The organism is Rothia mucilaginosa, assembly GCF_001548235.1.
In the GTDB taxonomy this organism is placed as follows: Bacteria; Actinomycetota; Actinomycetes; order Actinomycetales; family Micrococcaceae; genus Rothia; species Rothia mucilaginosa_B.
Genome location: NZ_AP014938.1, coordinates 2,213,355 through 2,230,881, shown reverse-complemented (window position 1 = coordinate 2,230,881; position 17,527 = coordinate 2,213,355). Strand labels below are relative to the sequence as shown.

Sequence of the window (17,527 nt, the reverse complement as noted above, 5' to 3'; positions counted from 1 at the left end):
ACTCTGAAAGCAGGTACCAATGACTGATACCGCCCAGCCGCACAACCCTAACGAGCGCAGCGCCAGCGAGCATAACGCAGGGGAGCGCACCCTCGAAGAGCGCCGTGCCGCCCTCAAGGCCCTCATGGCGGCAGAATCAACTGACGTGCAGGAGTACCACGCCGTCATCACCGGCGCCACCGAGGAGGAACGCGCCTCCCTCGCCCGAACCCTCACCCCCAAGAACGTGATTGGTAGCGACCACATTAACCGCACCCCGCTCGCCGCCTATGTTGCCGGGGCGCTCGTGCGCACCCCCGACGGCGACCCGTGGGAATACCACCGCTCCGCCGGTCGCGCCATGCGCACCCTGCTCTGGGAGGGGCGCCCGGATCAGCAGCTGATTGACGCGTTCCTGCTCGGCGCCACCGAACGACCCGACGAGTGGATTCTGCGTTTCATTGAGGGGCTACCCAACTCCTGGGCTCGCTCGAAGAAGATTTGGGAAACCTGCTACACGCTACTTCGCGCACGCAACCTGAGCTGCGAAGCCCCCGAATACCTGGTCCTTTTCCTGCACGAGGCCCTGCCCTGTGTGAAGAAAGGAAGCACCAGCAACCACGCCCAGCTCAAGACCTTCTTCACCCGCGATATGACCCTGCTCGACCAAGAATTCTGGGCGGTCTTCCGCACCGAGGGGGTGCTCTTCAAGGGCTACGGCAACCACATGGGTGAAAGCGCGGAACTCTGCCGCCTCATGGGCGAATACTTTGACATTCGCGATGAGATTCTGGACGCCCTGCTACGCGGCCTGACCAGCGATTTCAGTGCATTCAACTCGGCTGCGTTCCACTCCGTCTACGCCGACCTGCAACCCACCGACGCAGAAAACCGGGCACGCTTCGGGCAGCTCATGGCTGTCCTCACCGCAGAGCCCAGCGCCTCCGTCGGATTCGCGCAGACCATGCTGCAGAACGTCCTCAAAGCCTGCGCACCCGCCAACCTGCAGAAGACCCCCGACCTGCAACCCCTCGAACAGCTCGACCTGGAACAGCTCATCGACGCACTCGGCGCGAACCTCTACCGCACCGAAAAGAAGATTCAGCGCGGCGCCCTGCGCCTGCTCAAGCTCATCGCCACCCAGTACGCCGGCGTGAGCAAAGCCAAGCGCAAGAAGACGCAAACCGCCGAGCAGGTGGCGCTCGCCAACTACGTTGCCGAGCGCGTCCTCGAAGCCTACGAGGTGCTACCCCTGGAACTGCGCGGCGCCGCAGAAGCATGCCTGCCCGAAGACCGCCTGCCCCAGCAGGAAGAGGCGGAGGCGGCGGGCGCCTCCGTAGAGGTGCCGCCGGTGCTGTTGCCCGGCGTTGAGTGCCGAGAATCCGTCGCATCCATCGCGGATTTGGGTGAGTTCTGCACCCTCATTACGGAGGAGTCGAACACAAACTCCGGTCGAATTACCGGGGACGAATCTCCCAGCACTCGGGGAGAGAACCTGGCTCGTCTTTACCACTTTGCGGCGACCGGCAAGCTTGCACCGGTGGATCAGCAGCAGCTTCGTACCCTGCGTAAGATTGCCAGCGAATATTACTACAACAACGTCGCGTACATGCCTGCGCTGTGCGCCGTGTTGGAAGCTAACGCCGAGGCCGCGGGATACGAATCGTGGGAGCTACCCGAGCTGACGCCGCTCCTGCAGTATTCCGACCGTAGTGAGATGGTTGCACGAGCCTGCCCGAGTAACGCGCTCCTGAGCAAGGAAGAGATGATACGTCTGACTATTCAGAATAAACACCATCTCTGGAATGCTGACTACAAGCCGTTGAAGGGTTACCGTGACCTCCACGAGATTTTCCGCGAGCAGATGCGTGCCGTTGCTGCCGGGGGAGAGTACCACACGGATGGTCGTACGGTGCGCCTGCTGAGCGCACCACTACCCGCCCGCCAGCTGACCTACAGTGACTGGACTTATCGCACTGTTTCTGGCATGGATATGCCCTGGAGCGGCTTCAACCGCGGTCTCGACAATGATCGAGTCTGGGAATACCAGGAGGCCAGCAGGTCGGGTCGTCTCCGCGAGGCAGGCTTCGAAAACTTTAACGTTGAGGAATTCGTGAAGTACCAGCCCATGTGGCAGGTCAAGGGCGACATCGCGGATACCGTGGATGAGGCTCGCGAGGCGCTGAGCCGTGCAACCGCTGGCATGAGCCCCGAGGAGGCCATCGCCTACGAGGCTCTTAACACCGCATTTATTCCCTTCGTGTATCTGCTGAATCTCGACAGAGTTGACAGCTGGCTGGGTGACTTCCTCCCGGCGCTCACCGAGTGGGCGTCCTGGCTGCTTCAGAACAACCCGGACCTGCTCTCGGCATACTTCCTGTTTGCCGCTTCGCAGTGCGTTGAGGAGAAGACCATCACCCCCGTTCCCGTACTCATGCGTGCGTTGAGGGAGTCCACCGTGCAGGTGGGCGCCCCGACCTGCACTCTGCTCGGTTACGTGGCGAGCGCGAAGAACCCCGAGTACCGTCTGGCGGCGGCAGAAGCCATTGCGGCACTCTTTGAGGCGGGCCTGCTGGATACAGGAACCTTCGCGGAGACCCTGAAGTGGGCGCTGGAGGACGGGATGGTTCTTCCGACCCGCCTGGTGGCGACCCTGCGTGAGGTGTCGGCTATTAGTCCGCTGGCGGGTTGGCGTGTACTGCAGGTTCTGCGTCTGCTGCTGCCGATGGTTGGTGGGCTGACGAAGGGCGGCGACTATGTGCGCTTGGCGGTGGAGCTTGCCGAACTGTACGGCACGCCGGTTGAGATCCCCGCCGTCCTGGAGCCGAAGATGAAGGGCTCCACGGTGCTGGCGAAGGCACTGCGTGCCCTGGCTGCTGTGCCTGCCCGCAAGACGGAGGAGGCGCTTGCCGCCCGCGAAGCCGCGCTCGCCCTGCTCGGGGAGTCCTAACCCGAAAAAACCTACCTGCCGGTGATGCTACTTGCCCCTTAGCTAGAGCCTCACCGGCGGGTGGAAAACCCCCGAGCATGCTTCGGTGACGAAACGGCTTGACCACCGTCGCGGGGCGGGAGTACTCTATAAGCAATGGCGGATCATGAAGAGTCCTACTTTCTGAAATATCTTTTTCTTATATTTGTCGGATTCTTCGCTTCCCGCCATTTTTCTTTTAACCCCGTTCCCACGCGGCTGACAGATAAGCGGCTGATGGACAAGCACTCGGCGGATAAGCAGGCGACGGATAAACACCGCCCAGGCTCCGCTTACGTAACCGCCTGTTGCCCCCGCAGGTCACCGATGACCAAACCCAGCGACAACCCGCACCCACACCGCTACGATAAGAACATAAACACACCACCGACGGTGACAGCCGGGTGAGACCAACGGAAAGGACGACCCGTGACCACTCCCTACGACGCATCCCCCTACCTGCAGGAATCACCCTACCTCAACGAGTCCGCCTACCTTCACGGCGAAGCGCCCGAGGGCCTCAGCCCCCTCGTGCGCCTCATCCTGATGCGCCGCTACGGCGTGTACGTCTTCACCGACCTGGACGGCCCCTACTACCGCTCGAACTACTCGAGCATTAACGAGCTGCACCACTCCGGCGCATTCGACACCGACCTGGGGCGAGTATCCGTCCTGAGCGATTGCGGTCTGACCCTCAGCCCTGAGTCCCTCGCCCAGGCACTGAACGCCAGCGCCAACGAATTCGCCCTGTTCGCAACCATCTGGTCCTACGAATACGGGTACCGCCCCGGCCGCGTGTTCCGCCGCGACTTTGATTTGCGCGCCCTGACGCTCACCGACGAGCAGCGCTACACCGAGCAGATCATGCACTACCTCTCCAACCCGTACTACAACCCGGACGGCACCGAGCGTATCCTTGGCGGCCTGCCCGAGAACTACGTGCCCTACGAGTGGCAGCAGCCGATGAGTCGCTCCAACTTCACCAGCATGGAACGCAACCGCCGACCCCTGCAGATGGTCAGCGGCGTGCAGAACGCCCTGATCATGGCGGGTGCCCTCTACCAGCAGCTGCTCGGTCAGCAGCAGGCGTACAACCAGACCGACCAGCGCGACCTTGTGGCGTTGCGCCGTTTCCTCTCCCAGCATGACGCGCTGCCGGCTGCCCGACCGGAAAATAGCAGCCGCGAAAACCGCGTGTTCATCGCCGCCTGCCTGCACCCCGAAGACGCTGAGCACCTGCGCACCATGAAGGAGGCGCTCGCCCTCGCCGCCGCCTACTCGCGTCTGCGTTTCAACGGCACGGTGGGGGACCTGAGCCTGAGCATCGCGCCGCGCCTGAAGCTGCGCCGTAGCGAACGCACCCGCATCGCGCACCTGCTCAACCGGGTACTGGAGGCTGACCCGGTCGGTGCCCGCTACGACAGCGCACCCGCCGCCGAAATGTACAAGCGCCTCGTCAAGGCGGTTCACCCCGGCGACTACCCGTCACTGACCGCGCTGAGCCGCTGGGCTGACGACCTGTACCGCGGCGAGGTGTACAGCTTCGAATCACTGGTGGACCGCGCCTACGCAACTCGGGATGCGCAGAACGTGGCACGTCTGCTCTCGACCCGCCCCGGCGTGTTCGCACGCCAGCTGGTGCGCGCCCTGGATGCTTTCGAAGCGCCCCGCTACGGCATCGACACCGCCCCGAGCCCCGGCCAGCAGGTCATCTTTGACGCGTTCGCCGCCGTGGCGCCGCGCGTTTCCGCGCCCATCCTGGTGCAGATCCGCAACCTGGTGACCCTGCAGCGTAACGCGCTCGCGAACCCGCCGAAGGAACGCCCCGCCAACCCTGTGGCGGTGCAGGAGGACCGGGAGATGGCCGACTATGCGCGCCGCAACGCGGAGGGCGTCGCCAGGGTTCAGAACCTCATGCAGAACGCGGGCATCCCGAACCCGCTGGGCTCGTTCTTTGACCGTAACGCCGGCCTGTCTAACCCGCACACCTCTGTCCCCGAGAGCCCGCGAAACACTCAGCGTGCCGCGACTTCCGCTCAGAAGGCTCAGCCTGCCGCCCCGCAGCGCATGAACCTGTCCAAAACCGGTATCGCCACCATGATTCCGGCGCGCGAGTACAGCCCGGCGGTGCTGGACCTGCTGGAGCGCCTGGTCGAGATCGGCCTGTCCGGTCGCCTTGCCGAGACCAGCATCTACCTGCCCGAGCAGGTGGGCGATACGATCATGCCGCTGAACACCCGCAGCGCCCGCCCCTCCCTGGACGGTATGGGCCGCTACAACACCTCGACGGTGCACCTGTCGCCCACCGGCGTGATTCGCCTCTTCTGCTTCTGGGATGAGGGCGTGGACATTGACCTGTCGCTGATGATGTTTGACGCCGAAGGCAACTACATGGACAAGATCAGCTACTGGTCGCAGACCGCGAAGAACAGTCAGGGCGCCATTTACGCGCACCATTCTGGCGACATTACCGACGGTACCGGCGGCGCCTGGGAGTACATCGACATTGAGGCACGCAAGGCGCTCAAGGCGGAGGTGTGCTACCTCGTGCCGGTGGTGCAGCTGTACTCCGGCTTCGGAGAGGCGCGCACCCTGGACGCGGTGAACGACCTGCAGGCGGGCTTCATGGTGGTACCCGCCGTGGGTGTGGGCGAGGTGCACGAGGTGAGCCAGGTGCACACCAAGTTCACCCTGCGCGCTGAGAGCCGCGGCGTGCTGCCGTTCATTGTGGACCTGCAGAACCGCGACCCGTACGACATCCCGGAGGAGACCGATGCCATCGTGAAGGTGACGGATATCGGTCTTGCCCGCGGCATTAACGTGCTGCAGTCCGGCGCGAACATTACTGCCGTGCGTGAGCACTTCGATTGGGCGCAGCCCATGACGGTGCGCGAGTACCTGCAGCTGACCGGCGCGAAGCTCGCCCCGAGCCCCGAGGAGGCGCAGGAGGTGCTGGAGGCGACGGTTCCGTCGCTGGCGGCACTGTACGTGGGCTTCGAGGATGAAGCGGAGGAGCCCCAGGAACAGCAGTCGCAGAATCCTGCCGCTGCTGAAAAGTAGGCGGGCGTAGTAAAGAGTGGAGCCCCGGATAGTCGAAACAATCCGGGGCTCCACTCTTTATCTTGATGCAGTTCAGAACCGCGCCAGAACCGGAACCTTACGGGCGGTTCTCAGGAGCCAGCGACTCCTCGGTTGCAAAAATCAGGGTCTGCTTCTTACCGCGCGCACCCACCGCCGGGGTTTCCAGCAGCAGCTCAGCATTCAGGTCCTCAGCGTCCAGCTTCGCGCCAGCCAGCAGGCGGCTGGTCGCATCCTGCTTATCCTCACCGGTGATGAGGAAGAACACGTGACGCGAATTGTTGATAATCGGCAGGGTCACCGACACACGCTCAGCCGGTGGCTTCGGCGAATCAGAAACCATCACGGTCACAGCCTTACCGCCCTCAACCGGGTCCTCCGGCAGACCGGTACCCAGCAGAACCTGCTTACGGCCCGGGAACAGGGACGCAATGTGACCGTCCGGGCCCATGCCCAGCAGGGTGATGTCAAAGACCGGTGCGGGCCACTGGCCGCCACCGCCACCACCGCAGCCTCCGCCGCCGCATCCGCAACCACCTGCGGGCTCAGCAGCCTCAGCGTCAAATTCGTCGAGGGTAGTCTCTTCGATGGACTGCTCGGGTGCGGAAGAACCGCAACCGCCGCCACCGCAACCGCCGCCACCGCAACCACAGCCGCCGGAGCCGCCGTGCTCGTGACCTGCGCCGCCACCGTGACCGCCAGCCAGCGGCAGTTCGGTTGCGCCCTCGGGCATCTGCACGCTCACAGCCGGTGCGGAACCGGCGTAGTCGCGCATCTCGAAAGCGTAGTGCTCGGCGGCAGCCTCAAGACCGGTGAAAATATCGGACGGGCCCATACGGTGCACATTGCCCACAACCAGGCCGTGCGAAAGCAGGGGAGCGAGCAGTGCCTCAATAGCCTGACCGTCATTACGTTCGGGGCTACGTTCGGGCACGTAACGCTCATCGGAGAACCAGAAGTGCACGCGGGACCAGTCGATATCCTTCACACGCTCGTTCTCAGCCCACGCCTTCAAGGTGGCGATACCCATGGTGCCGCCGGTCAGCGAAATGTGGGCAATCGTGCGCTCAGAGAGCACGTGCTCAATGATGTCGAGGATGCGGGTCACCGCGTCCGCTGCGAGGGCCTCGCGGGTCGGGTGCGCCACCAGGGTGGGGGTGGATGCGCCCATGTTCTGAATCTTAGGCATCGAAAACCTCCGGGTATTCTTCGAGGTCCAGCATGTCTTCAGGCTGGCAGGTGTCATCGACGAGGGTTACGGTGCGCAGTGCCTGCTTCAGCACGTCACCGTAGGTGTCGTCCGGGTCGAGGCGGCGCAGTTCCTCAGAGATGCACTCGGCGAGGGTACGCACCGGCAGCGCAATCTGCTGATCGGGCGCGTACGGGGTGGAAACGGTCGCCACGGAAATACCGGGGCGGAACATGGTCACGGAACCGTCTTCACGCTCGATGCTGACGCGGTACAGGCCGCGGTTTGCCGCACCGATGGTCGCCAGGTGCACGGGTGCGTTGAGCTTCCAACCGAGCCAGGTACCGAGCAGCACCACGGACGGGGACTTGCTCGAACCCCACACAACCACGCGGCGTACGGGGGAGGAAGGCACCTGCTCCAGGAGCGCAGCCAGCTGGGTGCGCCACAGGGTGAGGCGGGTCCACGCCAGGTCGGTGTCGCCGGCGCGGTACACCTCGGCGAGGTGCTTGAGAGCTTCCTTCGGGTCTTCTGCGCGCGCAGAGTCGGTGATGCGACGCTGAGCGATACGACCGATGGAGTGCTGCGCGGGGTTCTCCGGAACCGAGTGCGGCCACCAGACCACAATCGGCGAGTCCGGCAGTAGTAGACCGGAAATCAGCGCCTCAGTCGGGCGGGATGCGCTACCCCAGCCGCGCAGAACAATCATCTCGGACGCGCCGGTATCACCGCCGAGGTGGATTTCTGCATCCAGCTGGTCGGGGTCGAGCGGGTCATGCGAAATGTGCACGATGACGCGGCTCGGGTGCTCGTGGGATGCACGAATTGCCGCGCGCATGGCCTCGCGGGAGTGGCCCTTTTCCGCGAGGACCACGAGGGTGAGTACTCGTCCGCTGCTGAGGCTACCGTTGGCTGCCGCCAGGTGGCTCAGTTCCTTGTTGATGGCGGAAACGGTGGTGTTATGCAGGTGCGAGATCACGGGCGCCTCCAAGCGCGGTTGTCGCGTTCGAGCATCTCGTGTGCCGAACGCGGACCCCACGAACCGGACTCGTAGGGTTCAGGCTTAATGCGGTTTTCTTCCCAGTACTCTTCGAAGGGGTCGAGGATCTTCCAGGAGAGCTCAACTTCTTCGTGGCGGGGGAACAGCGGCGGCTCACCGAGCAGAACGTCCAGGATGAGGCGTTCGTACGCTTCGGGGGACTCTTCGGTGAAGGAGTGGCCGTAGCCGAAGTCCATGTTGACGTCGCGGATTTCCATCTGGGTGCCGGGCACCTTCGCGGAGAAGCGGATGGTCATGCCTTCGTCGGGCTGCACACGGATGACGATGGCGTTCTGGCCGACCTGCGGGTTTTCACGTTCGCCGAAGAGACGGTCGGAGGACTTCTTGAAGATCACGGCGATTTCGGTGACTCGGCGGCCCAGTCGCTTGCCGGCACGCAGGTAGAAGGGGGTGCCTTCCCAGCGGCGGTTTGCGATGGATACCTTCAGTGCGGCGAAGGTTTCGGTGCGGGAGTCTGCGGGGATGTCGTTTTCGTCGAAGAAGCCGTTGACGTGCTCGCCACCCTGGTAACCTGCGGCGTACTGGCCAATCGCGAAGGAGTTCGGCAGGTCGTCAATGCGGACTGCTTCGAGGACCTTAGCCTTCTCGGCGCGCAGGTGCTTGGCGTCGAGGCTGAGGGGCTCTTCCATAGCGGTGAGGGCGAGCAGCTGCAGCAGGTGGTTCTGGATGACGTCGCGGGCTGCACCCACACCGTCGTAGTAGCCTGCGCGGGAGCCGATGCCGATGTCTTCGGCCATGGTGATCTGGACGTGGTCAACGTAGTTGGAGTTCCAGAGCGGTTCGAACATCTGGTTGGAGAAACGCATTGCAAGGATGTTCTGCACGGTTTCCTTGCCCAGGTAGTGGTCGATACGGAACACCGCGTCGGGCGGGAAGACCGCCTCCACGATGGAGTTCAGCTCGCGGGCGCTTTCAAGGTTGTGGCCGAAGGGCTTCTCGATGACCACGCGGCGCCAACCGTCGACGGGGTTGACGGTATCCTCATCGCGCGATGCGAGGCCGTGCTCGGCGAGCTTGGTGAGAACCTGCTCGAATGCCTTCGGCGGGATGGACAGGTAGAAGGCGTGGTTGCCGTGGGCGCCACGCTCGTCGAGTTCGGTAAGGGTGCTCTTGAGCTTTTCGAAGGCTGCGTCGTCGTCAAAGGCACCTTCAACGAATCGCATGCCCTGCTGGAACTGGTTCCACACGTCCTCGCGGAAGGGGGTGCGGGCGTTTGCCTCAACGGATTCGCGCACGTAGGCGCGGAAGTCGTCATCGCTCCAGGGGCGGCGGCCGAAGCCGACGAGGCCGAAGCTCGGCGGGAGCAAACCGCGGTTCATGAGGTCATACACTGCCGGAAGCAGCTTCTTGCGGGCAAGGTCGCCGGTCACGCCAAAGAAGACGAGCGCGGACGGCCCCGCAATGCGGGTAATGCGGCGGTCGCGAGTATCCCTGAGGGGGTTCACTTCATGACCATTAGTCACAATATATTCCTTTGATTGCCTTGGTTGGTTCGTGCGGCGCGCGGTTCGTACCTTATTCGCGCGGAGGCGATGCCGCATTCTGGAAGGTGTGTACCCTGTATTGTACCGGTTTTGACGGAATGACATGAGGGGCACCTAACCCGCCGGGATTCCCCGAGCGGTGAAGCTCTGGCGGGAACCCCGGCAGATTAGGTTGAGGTGCCGCGGTGCGCATCGGGCGGTGCACACCGACAGCGGTTAGTGCCGCACTATATTTTCGGCGGCTACTGAGGTGTTGTGGGGCTACCGAGGTGCGGCTACTTAGCCTGCTCGAGTGCCTCACGCACGGTCTGCAGCAGCTCTTCCCAGGAGACGTCGAACTTGGACAGGCCCTCAACCTCGAGCTTCTCCACGACCTCGGTGTAGGAGATACCTGCGGCACCGATAGCGTCCAGAACCTTGTTGGACTCGGAGTAGTTCGGCACGATGGTGTTGCCGGTGATTTCGCCGTGGTCGGCAACAGCGTTCAGGGTTGCCTCGGGCATGGTGTTCACGGTGTTGGGGGCAACCAGGCCGGTGACGTACAGGGTGTCCGGCAGTGCGGGGTCCTTCACACCGGTGGATGCCCACAGCGGGCGCTGTACGTTTGCGCCGTGTGCTTCCAGACGTGCCCAACGCTGGGAGGAGAACATTTCCTCGAACACCTCGTAGGCGAGGCGTGCGTTTGCCAGGCCCGCTTTGCCCTTGAGCTGCACAGCGTCGCCGCCGGCAGCTTCGAGGCGCGCATCGATTTCGGTGTCTACGCGGGAGACGAAGAAGGACGCGACCGAGTGGATGGTGGACAGGTCCTTACCGTTCTCCAGCGCCTGCTCCAGGCCGAGCATGTAGGCGTTGATGACCTCGCGGTAGCGGGTCAGGGAGAAAATCAGGGTCACGTTCACGCTGATGCCAGCAGCCAGGGTCTCTGCGATGGGGCGCAGACCTTCCTGGGTTGCGGGGATCTTGATCATGACGTTTTCGCGGCCCACACGCTCGTAGAGTTCACGCGCCATCTTGGCGGTACCCTCAGCATCGCGTGCCAGGCGGGGGTCAACCTCGATGGAGACGCGGCCGTCAAAACCGTTGGATGCCTTGTAGACGGGTGCGAACACGTCGCAGGCTGCGCGTACGTCGTCGCAGGTTGCGGCGAAGACTGCCTCTTCAACACTTGCGCCAGCGGCGGCAAGTTCACGCATCTGCTCAGCGTATGCGGCACCCTTGGAGAGCGCGCCAGCGAAGATGGTGGGGTTGGTGGTCACACCGACAACGTTGTGGGTCTTGATGAGTTCGGCGAGGTTGCCGCTGGTCAGACGCTCACGGGAGAGGTCATCAAGCCAGATGGAGACACCGGCGTCGGAAAGCTTCTGAGTGGACTCAGACATGTGAAAACCTTCGATTCTTTGTCGAAATTGAAATTTGAGATATCAGTGAAATCTACTGGGCGGCGGGAGGCTCCGGCTGAGTGGTCAGCCGGAGCCTACCCGTTGCGCCTGCGCCCCACCCTCACAGGGGGGAGCGCAGTGTGCGCGGCAGTTACCGCAACGTTGTTTACCGCGGTGTTGTTATCGCTTACTTAGCGGCGTCGATGGATTCCTTAGCGGCAGCCACGACAGCCTCCGCGGTGATACCGAATTCACGGTACAGGGTCTTCGCATCGGCGGATGCACCGAAGTGCTCGATGGATACGGCGCGGCCGGCGGTGCCGAGCAGGTCGTACCAGCTCATTGCCAGGCCAGCCTCGACGGAGACGCGGGCCGCAACCGAGGAGGGCAGAACCGACTCGCGGTACTCTGCATCCTGCTCAGCGAACCACTCACGCGAAGGCATGGAAACCACGCGAGCGGCGATACCCTGCTCCGCGAGGGTTGCGCGAGCCTGAATAGCCAGCTCAACCTCGGAACCGGTAGCAATCAGGATGACGTCCGGGGTGCCCTCGGTATCAGCCATGATGTAGCCGCCGCGTGCGGTGCCCTCAGCGGAAGCGAACTTCTCACCCTCAGCGTCTGCGTGCACGTCTTCACGAGCCCAAACGGGCAGGTTCTGGCGGGAGAGCACGAGGCCTGCGGGGCGGTCGGACTTCTCCAGGATGGTGCGCCATGCGACGGCGGTTTCGTTAGCGTCCGCGGGGCGAACCACATCGAAGCCGGGGATAGCGCGCAGGGAGGAGAGGTGCTCAATCGGCTGGTGGGTGGGGCCGTCTTCGCCCACGCCGATGGAGTCGTGGGTCCACACGTACAGTGCGGGAACGCCCATCAGTGCGGAGAGGCGAACAGCCGGGCGCTGGTAGTCGGAGAACACGAAGAAGGTGCCCGAGAAAGCGCGGGTCGGGGAGGAGAGCACGATGCCGTTGACGATTGCTGCGGCAGCCTGCTCGCGAATACCGAAGTGCAGCACGCGGCCGTAGGGGTTGGCGGTCCAGTCTTCGGTGCTGCGCGATGCCGGGTTGAAGGACTCTGCACCCTTGATGGTGGTCAGGTTCGAGCCGGCGAGGTCAGCGGAGCCGCCCCACAGTTCGGGGAAGGTGTCAGCGATAGCGTTGATGACGGTGCCGGATGCCGCGCGGGTTGCCACGGAGGTGCCAGCCTCGAACACGGGGAAAGCAGCCTTGTAGTCTGCGGGCAGTTCGCCTGCAACGAGGCGCTTGTACAGTTCGGCGCGCTCGGGGTTTGCCTTAGCCCATGCCTCGAACTTCTCGTCCCATGCCTTGTGTGCCGCTGCGCCGCGCTCAACGAGCTGACGGGTGTGCGCCAGGACGTTCTCCTCGATGAAGAAGCTCTTGGCGGGGTCGAAGCCGAGCAGTTCCTTGGTTGCGGCAACCTCATCGGCGCCGAGCTTAGAGCCGTGCACTGCGCCGGTGTTCTGCTTGGTGGGGGCGGGGTAGCCGATGATGGTGCGCAGCTCAATGAAGGAGGGCTTGTCGGTGACAGCCTTCGCACGCTCAATAGCGGCGTACAGTTCCGCGACGTCCTCAACGTAGTCGCCGGTGCGGGTCCAGTCCACGCGCTGAACATCCCAACCGTAGGACTCGTAGCGCTTTGCTACGTCCTCGGTGAAGGCAACGTCGGTGTCTTCCTCAATGGAGATGTGGTTACGGTCCCAGACGACAATCAGGTTGCCGAGCTCCTGGTGACCTGCGAGCGCGCACGCCTCGGCGGTGACGCCTTCCTGCACGTCACCCTCGGAGGCGATGACGTAGACGTGGTGGTCGAAGGGGGAGGTGCCCGGTGCTGCTTCGGGGTCGAACATGCCGCGCATACGGCGCTGTGCGTAGGCGAAGCCGACGGCGGATGCCAGGCCCTGGCCGAGCGGGCCGGTGGTGATTTCTACACCCTTGGTGTGCTTGTATTCGGGGTGGCCGGGGGTGAGGGCGCCCCAGGTGCGCAGGGCTTCCAGGTCCTTCATTTCGAGGCCGTAGCCGCCGAGGAACAGCTGAGTGTACAGGGTGAGGGAGGTGTGGCCGGGGGAGAGGATGAAGCGGTCACGGCCTTCCCAGCGGTCGTCGGAGGGATCCTGGTTCATGACCTTCTGGAAGAGCAGGTAGGCGACCGGCGCCAGGCTCATTGCGGTGCCGGGGTGACCGGATCCGACCTTTTCTACGGCGTCTGCGGCGAGGATACGTGCGGTATCTACGGCGCGCTGGTCGGTTTCAGTCCACTGGAAGTTCTCTGCCACGTGGGGTGTCCTTTCACAACGTGAGTGGATGCGCCAGCAGGCTTGTGCTAGCGCGCTGTCCGTCGGGTGTAACGTGCCTTCGGGGGTGCATATTCCCGCGCCGATGGGTACCTGCGTAGGTACTCGGGTAAGTGCCCTGGTAAGCACCCGGTAGATGCCCCGGTAAATGCCCGGGTAGGTGCGGGGAGCCGGGAGGTTTGTTTCGACCCTTTCGTTTTAACAGGATAGTTCACCGGACGGCAGTATCCGGTGTGTGAATGCAGACATTCACAGGGTGATACGCGGTGATACACACAGGGTGATACGGGCTGTTATGCCTCTGTTGACTGGTCTTTCCGGGTGTGGGGTGCGTACTTTTGGGTGGTATTGCTGAGCTCGTGGCTGAATATTGTTCAGTAATGTAACAATTTTTGTGTAAGTGGTGAAGCTCATGTTAAGGTTGAGCAGGAAGGTTGCAGACCGAAACAGTGGTTGGGTCGGTCTGCATCTCGGTGATTGAAGCCCCTCCTCCGCGCGGAAACTGATGACTATCTTGCTGTGGTGGCGAGATATAAGGTTCTGGAGGGGGTGCTATCTTTTAGTCTCAGACCGTACATTTTGTGTGCGGTTGAGGCTAAAAGTTTGTGTTAAATAAATGGGCGCCGGATATGTCGGAACATATCCGGCGCCCACCTTTTAACCCGCGGCTTAGCCTGTGCCTTTTGCCTGTGCCTTTTTACCTGCGGCTGTGACCATCAGGGGCGATCAGGTCGCCTCTAGCTGGGATGCTTCTATCTGGGTCGCTACTAGTTAGATCACTACTAGTCGGACCACTTGAACTTGCGTGAGGCAATAAACCCAATGACCACGGTCCATACGATCAATACCCAGTGCGGGTCGGCAAGCCATTGATGCTGAATGAAGTTGCCGCGCAGCGCATCGCCCAGAGCCGCCGAGGGCGACCACGCCACAACCGCGGCGTACCAGTCGGGGAAGGACTTCAGCGGGAACACGACGCCGCCGGCACCGGCAAGAATCACCCAGGCGATATTCACGATGGCGAGGGTCGCCTCCGCGCGCACCGTACCGGCAATGAGCAGACCCAGCGCCGTAAATGCGCCGGCGCCCATAATCATCGTGATGATGGAGCGCGAGACGGCGATAGCGTCCGGGCGCCACCCCAGACCGTACCCGAGCACCGCCACCAGCGTGAACTGAATCGCCACGACCACCAGCACCGCAATGCACTTGCCCATGATCAGGCCGTTACGGCCCAGGGGAGTGGTCGCCAGGAACCGCAGCACGCCGTAGCGGCGATCAAAACCGGTGGCAATGCCCTGACCGGACAGCGCCGTAGAAATCACGCAGAGCGCCAGAACGCCGGGGACCGCCGCGTCCATGCGGGAGACACCGACCGAGTTAGCGTATTCATCAATCAGGCCGGTGAACCGCAGGGCAATGAGCGCCATGACGGGAAAAATAATGTTGAGCATCAGCTGTTCGCCATTGCGTAGCATCGCCATGGTTTCGTAGCGGCCCTGCTCAATGACGCGCACGAGCGGGTAGTTCGCGCGCGGGGGAATGTACTCCTCGTCTTCGTCAATAGAAGAAACCTTGGGGCGGGTGTTCGCGGCGCGTTCTTCCATGCGGTGCCCTTCCGCGCGGTTCTCTTCTGCTCGGTTCTCTTTTACAAGGTTTTCGGCAGCGTTTTCGGCAGCGTTTTCTGCGGCCCGGTTGTTGGTGCGTGCGGTGTTGCTCATCGGATATCACGTCCTGAAATGTCGAGGAAGACATCCTCAAGGGTCTTCGGTTCCATGGTCAGAGAAATCGGCATGAGGTAACGCTCGGCGAGTGCCGCGGTGAACGCCGCCAGGTGCTCGGGGCGTAGCGCGCCAACCAGCTCATACTCGCCGGGCACGGAGGGGGCGCCGTCACGTGCCGGGGTGTAGGGCACCTTCTCGATGAGCTCCACACCGGCACGCAGATGCGCGGGTAGCAGCTGCTCACGGGTGGGGGTGGGCGCGTTCAGGCTGTACTGCAGGCGGTTCGTGCCGTCGCTGGCGATGAGCTCGGAGACGGTACCTTCCTGAACCGTGGTGCCGTTTTCAATGATGTACACGTAGTCGGCGAGTTTCTGCGCGTCGTCAATCAGGTGCGTGGTGAGCACAATGGCGGTGCCGAGTTCACGCTGTTCACGAATGATGTCGAAGACGACGTTGCGGGATTGCGGGTCCAGGCCTGCGGAGGGCTCGTCGAGGAAGAGCACGTCCGGGCGGCCGATGAGGGCGGCGGCAAGGGAGACGCGCTGCTTCTGACCACCCGAGAGGCGGCGAATTGTGGTGCCGTTGAAGGCATCAATGCCCAGGCGTTCTGCCAGCTCTTCGACCGGGTACGGGTCGGTGTACATGGTGGAGATGTGTTCCAGCAGCGGGATGGGGTGCATGGCGTTGGGCAGGCCGCCGTCCTGGAGCATAATGCCGACCTTGGCGCGCAGCTCCGGGTCCGCCTGCAGCGGGTTTTCTCCGAGGAGGCGCACGGTACCGCGGGTGGGTTTGAGCAGACCCTGCGCGCAGGCGAGGGTCGTGGTCTTGCCGGCGCCGTTAGCTCCAAGCAGGACGACCACCTCGCCGGGGAAGACGCGCAGGTTGACTTTGTTGACGGCGCGGTAGAGCCCGCTGGCGGTGAGCCGTTCGGGGTATTTGGCGCGGAAGGCGCGTGAGGGTTTGAACTCTTTGATGAGGTCTTTAATACTGAGCGCCGGTTCTTCGGTGATGATGCGTCGTCGTGCGGTGGGGGAGGCGCTGGGCTCCGTGTGGTGCTCAGCGTGTGCCGTTGGCACGGCGGATGCACGCTCCGGGCGGTTCTGCTGGCCCGCGGTGGTGGTCTCCATAGACAGTCACTTTCGATTTTTTCGATGAATGAGCGTGTGTGCCCCCTTCATCTTATGCCCTAACTCACGTTTAAGGCACACCCGTTATGACTTAAAAGTTCACTTTAAGGTAGAAAAGTTAGCAAGTAGGGGTACCTAACTAGCCAAAGAAAAACTAATTAGGACATACTTTATTTGTGTATTCCGTGAATAAGACCCCTCAGCGCGTCTCAACGAACGAGGCGCAGACCCGAAACGGCACCCGAACCGCCGCCTCGGGCTCTACTGGTGCTTCCAGTACAAAGTCCTCCGCGGCACGCACATCCAAGCGCAAAGCCGAGGCAGAAGAACGCACCAGAGACCGCGTCCTGCGTGAAGTCCTCAACAACGGCCCCGTATCCGCAGCAACCCTCGGTGAGCTCCTCAGCCTCACCCCCGCAGCGGTACGCCGCCACCTCGACGCCCTCGAATCCAACAACATGATCGAGGTTGCGCCCATCAAAAAGCACGGCGCCGGAGCCGGACGACCCGCCCGCCGCTACGTGATCGCCCCCCAGGGCCACGAACGCCTCGGCAACGACTACCTCATCATCGCCCGCGAAGCCCTGCAAATGCTCCGCGACACGGTCGGCCAGGAAGCTCTCGAAGCTTTCGCCTCCGCCCGCGCCGCAGAAATGGAAGCCCGCTACCGACCCGTCGTAGAAGCCGCCGGTGACGATGTGGCAGCCCGAGCGCAGGCGCTCGCAGAGGCAATGAGCAAGGATGGTTTTGTGGCGACCGCGCAGGTCACCGCTCCTCCTGCAGGACGAACTGTTCCCGAGCATTTCCTGGCAAGTATTCAGCTCTGTCAGGGTCACTGCCCGGTGCGCGACCTCGCTGGAGACTTCCAAGTGTTCTGCGAACAGGAAACCGGGATTATTTCTGACCTGCTCGGCGTTGATGTCCGTAGGCTTTCAACCATGGCTTCGGGTGCTCACGTGTGTACCACGCATGTGCCCCTGAACCGCGTCACCGCCGAGAGTGAGAAGAACGCAGAAGAATCCGCAGGGAAACCTTCGGAGGAATCTTCCGCGTAACAATCACCGCAGTACCCAGCGGCACACCCCGATGAACCCGTCAAGGGTGCGAGCCGCACGCTGAAATCCGCCCGCAACCACGCGGTGTACACCGCAAGCACACCGCGTACACCGCATCACGCATCGTGGTTGAGCGCGGCATCAGCCCCCCTCAACTACCGCGCCTGCAACCGGCA

The 17,527-nt window shown here is 62.9% G+C and carries 10 protein-coding genes; 3 read left to right on the top strand and 7 right to left on the bottom strand.

What is annotated here, in order from left to right; all coding sequences use genetic code 11:
* Positions 1-19 precede the first annotated feature (19 nt).
* Both RM6536_RS08695 and RM6536_RS08690 read left to right on the top strand, forming a co-directional pair.
* Complete coding sequence (locus RM6536_RS08695) at positions 20-2,929, top strand: hypothetical protein (RefSeq protein ID WP_060824831.1); 2,910 nt, start codon at positions 20-22, stop codon at positions 2,927-2,929.
* A gap of 447 nt (positions 2,930-3,376) precedes the next feature.
* Complete coding sequence (locus tag RM6536_RS08690) at positions 3,377-6,007, top strand: hypothetical protein (protein WP_060824830.1); 2,631 nt, start codon at positions 3,377-3,379, stop codon at positions 6,005-6,007.
* A gap of 97 nt (positions 6,008-6,104) precedes the next feature.
* Here RM6536_RS08690 and RM6536_RS08685 read toward each other — a convergent pair whose 3' ends face one another.
* The 7 genes from RM6536_RS08685 to RM6536_RS08655 form a co-directional block, all read right to left on the bottom strand.
* The gene (locus RM6536_RS08685; protein ID WP_060824829.1) at positions 6,105-7,214 is read right to left on the bottom strand and encodes a 6-phosphogluconolactonase; all 1,110 of its coding nucleotides are present in this window, start codon (positions 7,212-7,214) and stop codon (positions 6,105-6,107) included.
* Positions 7,207-8,193 carry a glucose-6-phosphate dehydrogenase assembly protein OpcA gene (locus RM6536_RS08680; protein ID WP_060824828.1) on the bottom strand — a complete coding sequence of 329 codons (987 nt, stop codon included), beginning with the start codon at positions 8,191-8,193 and terminating at the stop codon, positions 7,207-7,209. Before RM6536_RS08680 ends, RM6536_RS08685 begins: the two co-directional genes overlap by 8 nt.
* On the bottom strand, positions 8,190-9,737 hold the full coding sequence (zwf, locus tag RM6536_RS08675; RefSeq protein ID WP_060824827.1) for a glucose-6-phosphate dehydrogenase: 1,548 nt from the start codon (positions 9,735-9,737) through the stop codon (positions 8,190-8,192). The genes RM6536_RS08680 and zwf overlap by 4 nt, the downstream gene beginning before the upstream one ends.
* 296 nt (positions 9,738-10,033) lie before the next feature.
* Positions 10,034-11,137 (bottom strand): transaldolase, encoded by a 1,104-nt coding sequence (gene tal, locus RM6536_RS08670; RefSeq protein ID WP_060824826.1) that lies wholly within the window; start codon positions 11,135-11,137, stop codon positions 10,034-10,036.
* A gap of 187 nt (positions 11,138-11,324) precedes the next feature.
* Positions 11,325-13,427: a transketolase gene (gene tkt, locus RM6536_RS08665; protein WP_060824825.1), complete on the bottom strand. Its 2,103-nt coding sequence runs from the start codon at positions 13,425-13,427 to the stop codon at positions 11,325-11,327.
* 800 nt (positions 13,428-14,227) lie between these two features.
* Positions 14,228-15,166: an ABC transporter permease gene (locus RM6536_RS08660; protein ID WP_060824824.1), complete on the bottom strand. Its 939-nt coding sequence runs from the start codon at positions 15,164-15,166 to the stop codon at positions 14,228-14,230.
* Positions 15,163-16,296 carry an ABC transporter ATP-binding protein gene (locus RM6536_RS08655; protein ID WP_060824823.1) on the bottom strand — a complete coding sequence of 378 codons (1,134 nt, stop codon included), beginning with the start codon at positions 16,294-16,296 and terminating at the stop codon, positions 15,163-15,165. The genes RM6536_RS08660 and RM6536_RS08655 overlap by 4 nt, the downstream gene beginning before the upstream one ends.
* A 176-nt stretch (positions 16,297-16,472) precedes the next feature.
* On the opposite strand from RM6536_RS08655, the gene RM6536_RS08650 reads away from it, so the two are divergent.
* Positions 16,473-17,351 (top strand): helix-turn-helix transcriptional regulator, encoded by an 879-nt coding sequence (locus RM6536_RS08650; RefSeq protein WP_060824822.1) that lies wholly within the window; start codon positions 16,473-16,475, stop codon positions 17,349-17,351.
* Positions 17,352-17,527: the final 176 nt, after the last annotated feature.

What these genes read in the sequence shown, in the direction of transcription:
- RM6536_RS08660 (WP_060824824.1), bottom strand. Translation starts at nt 15,166, where the DNA reads ATGAGCAACACCGCACGCACCAACAACCGGGCCGCAGAAAACGCTGCC.
- RM6536_RS08695 (WP_060824831.1), top strand. Translation starts at nt 20, where the DNA reads ATGACTGATACCGCCCAGCCGCACAACCCTAACGAGCGCAGCGCCAGC.
- tal (WP_060824826.1), bottom strand. Translation starts at nt 11,137, where the DNA reads ATGTCTGAGTCCACTCAGAAGCTTTCCGACGCCGGTGTCTCCATCTGG.
- RM6536_RS08685 (WP_060824829.1), bottom strand. Translation starts at nt 7,214, where the DNA reads ATGCCTAAGATTCAGAACATGGGCGCATCCACCCCCACCCTGGTGGCG.
- RM6536_RS08655 (WP_060824823.1), bottom strand. Translation starts at nt 16,296, where the DNA reads ATGGAGACCACCACCGCGGGCCAGCAGAACCGCCCGGAGCGTGCATCC.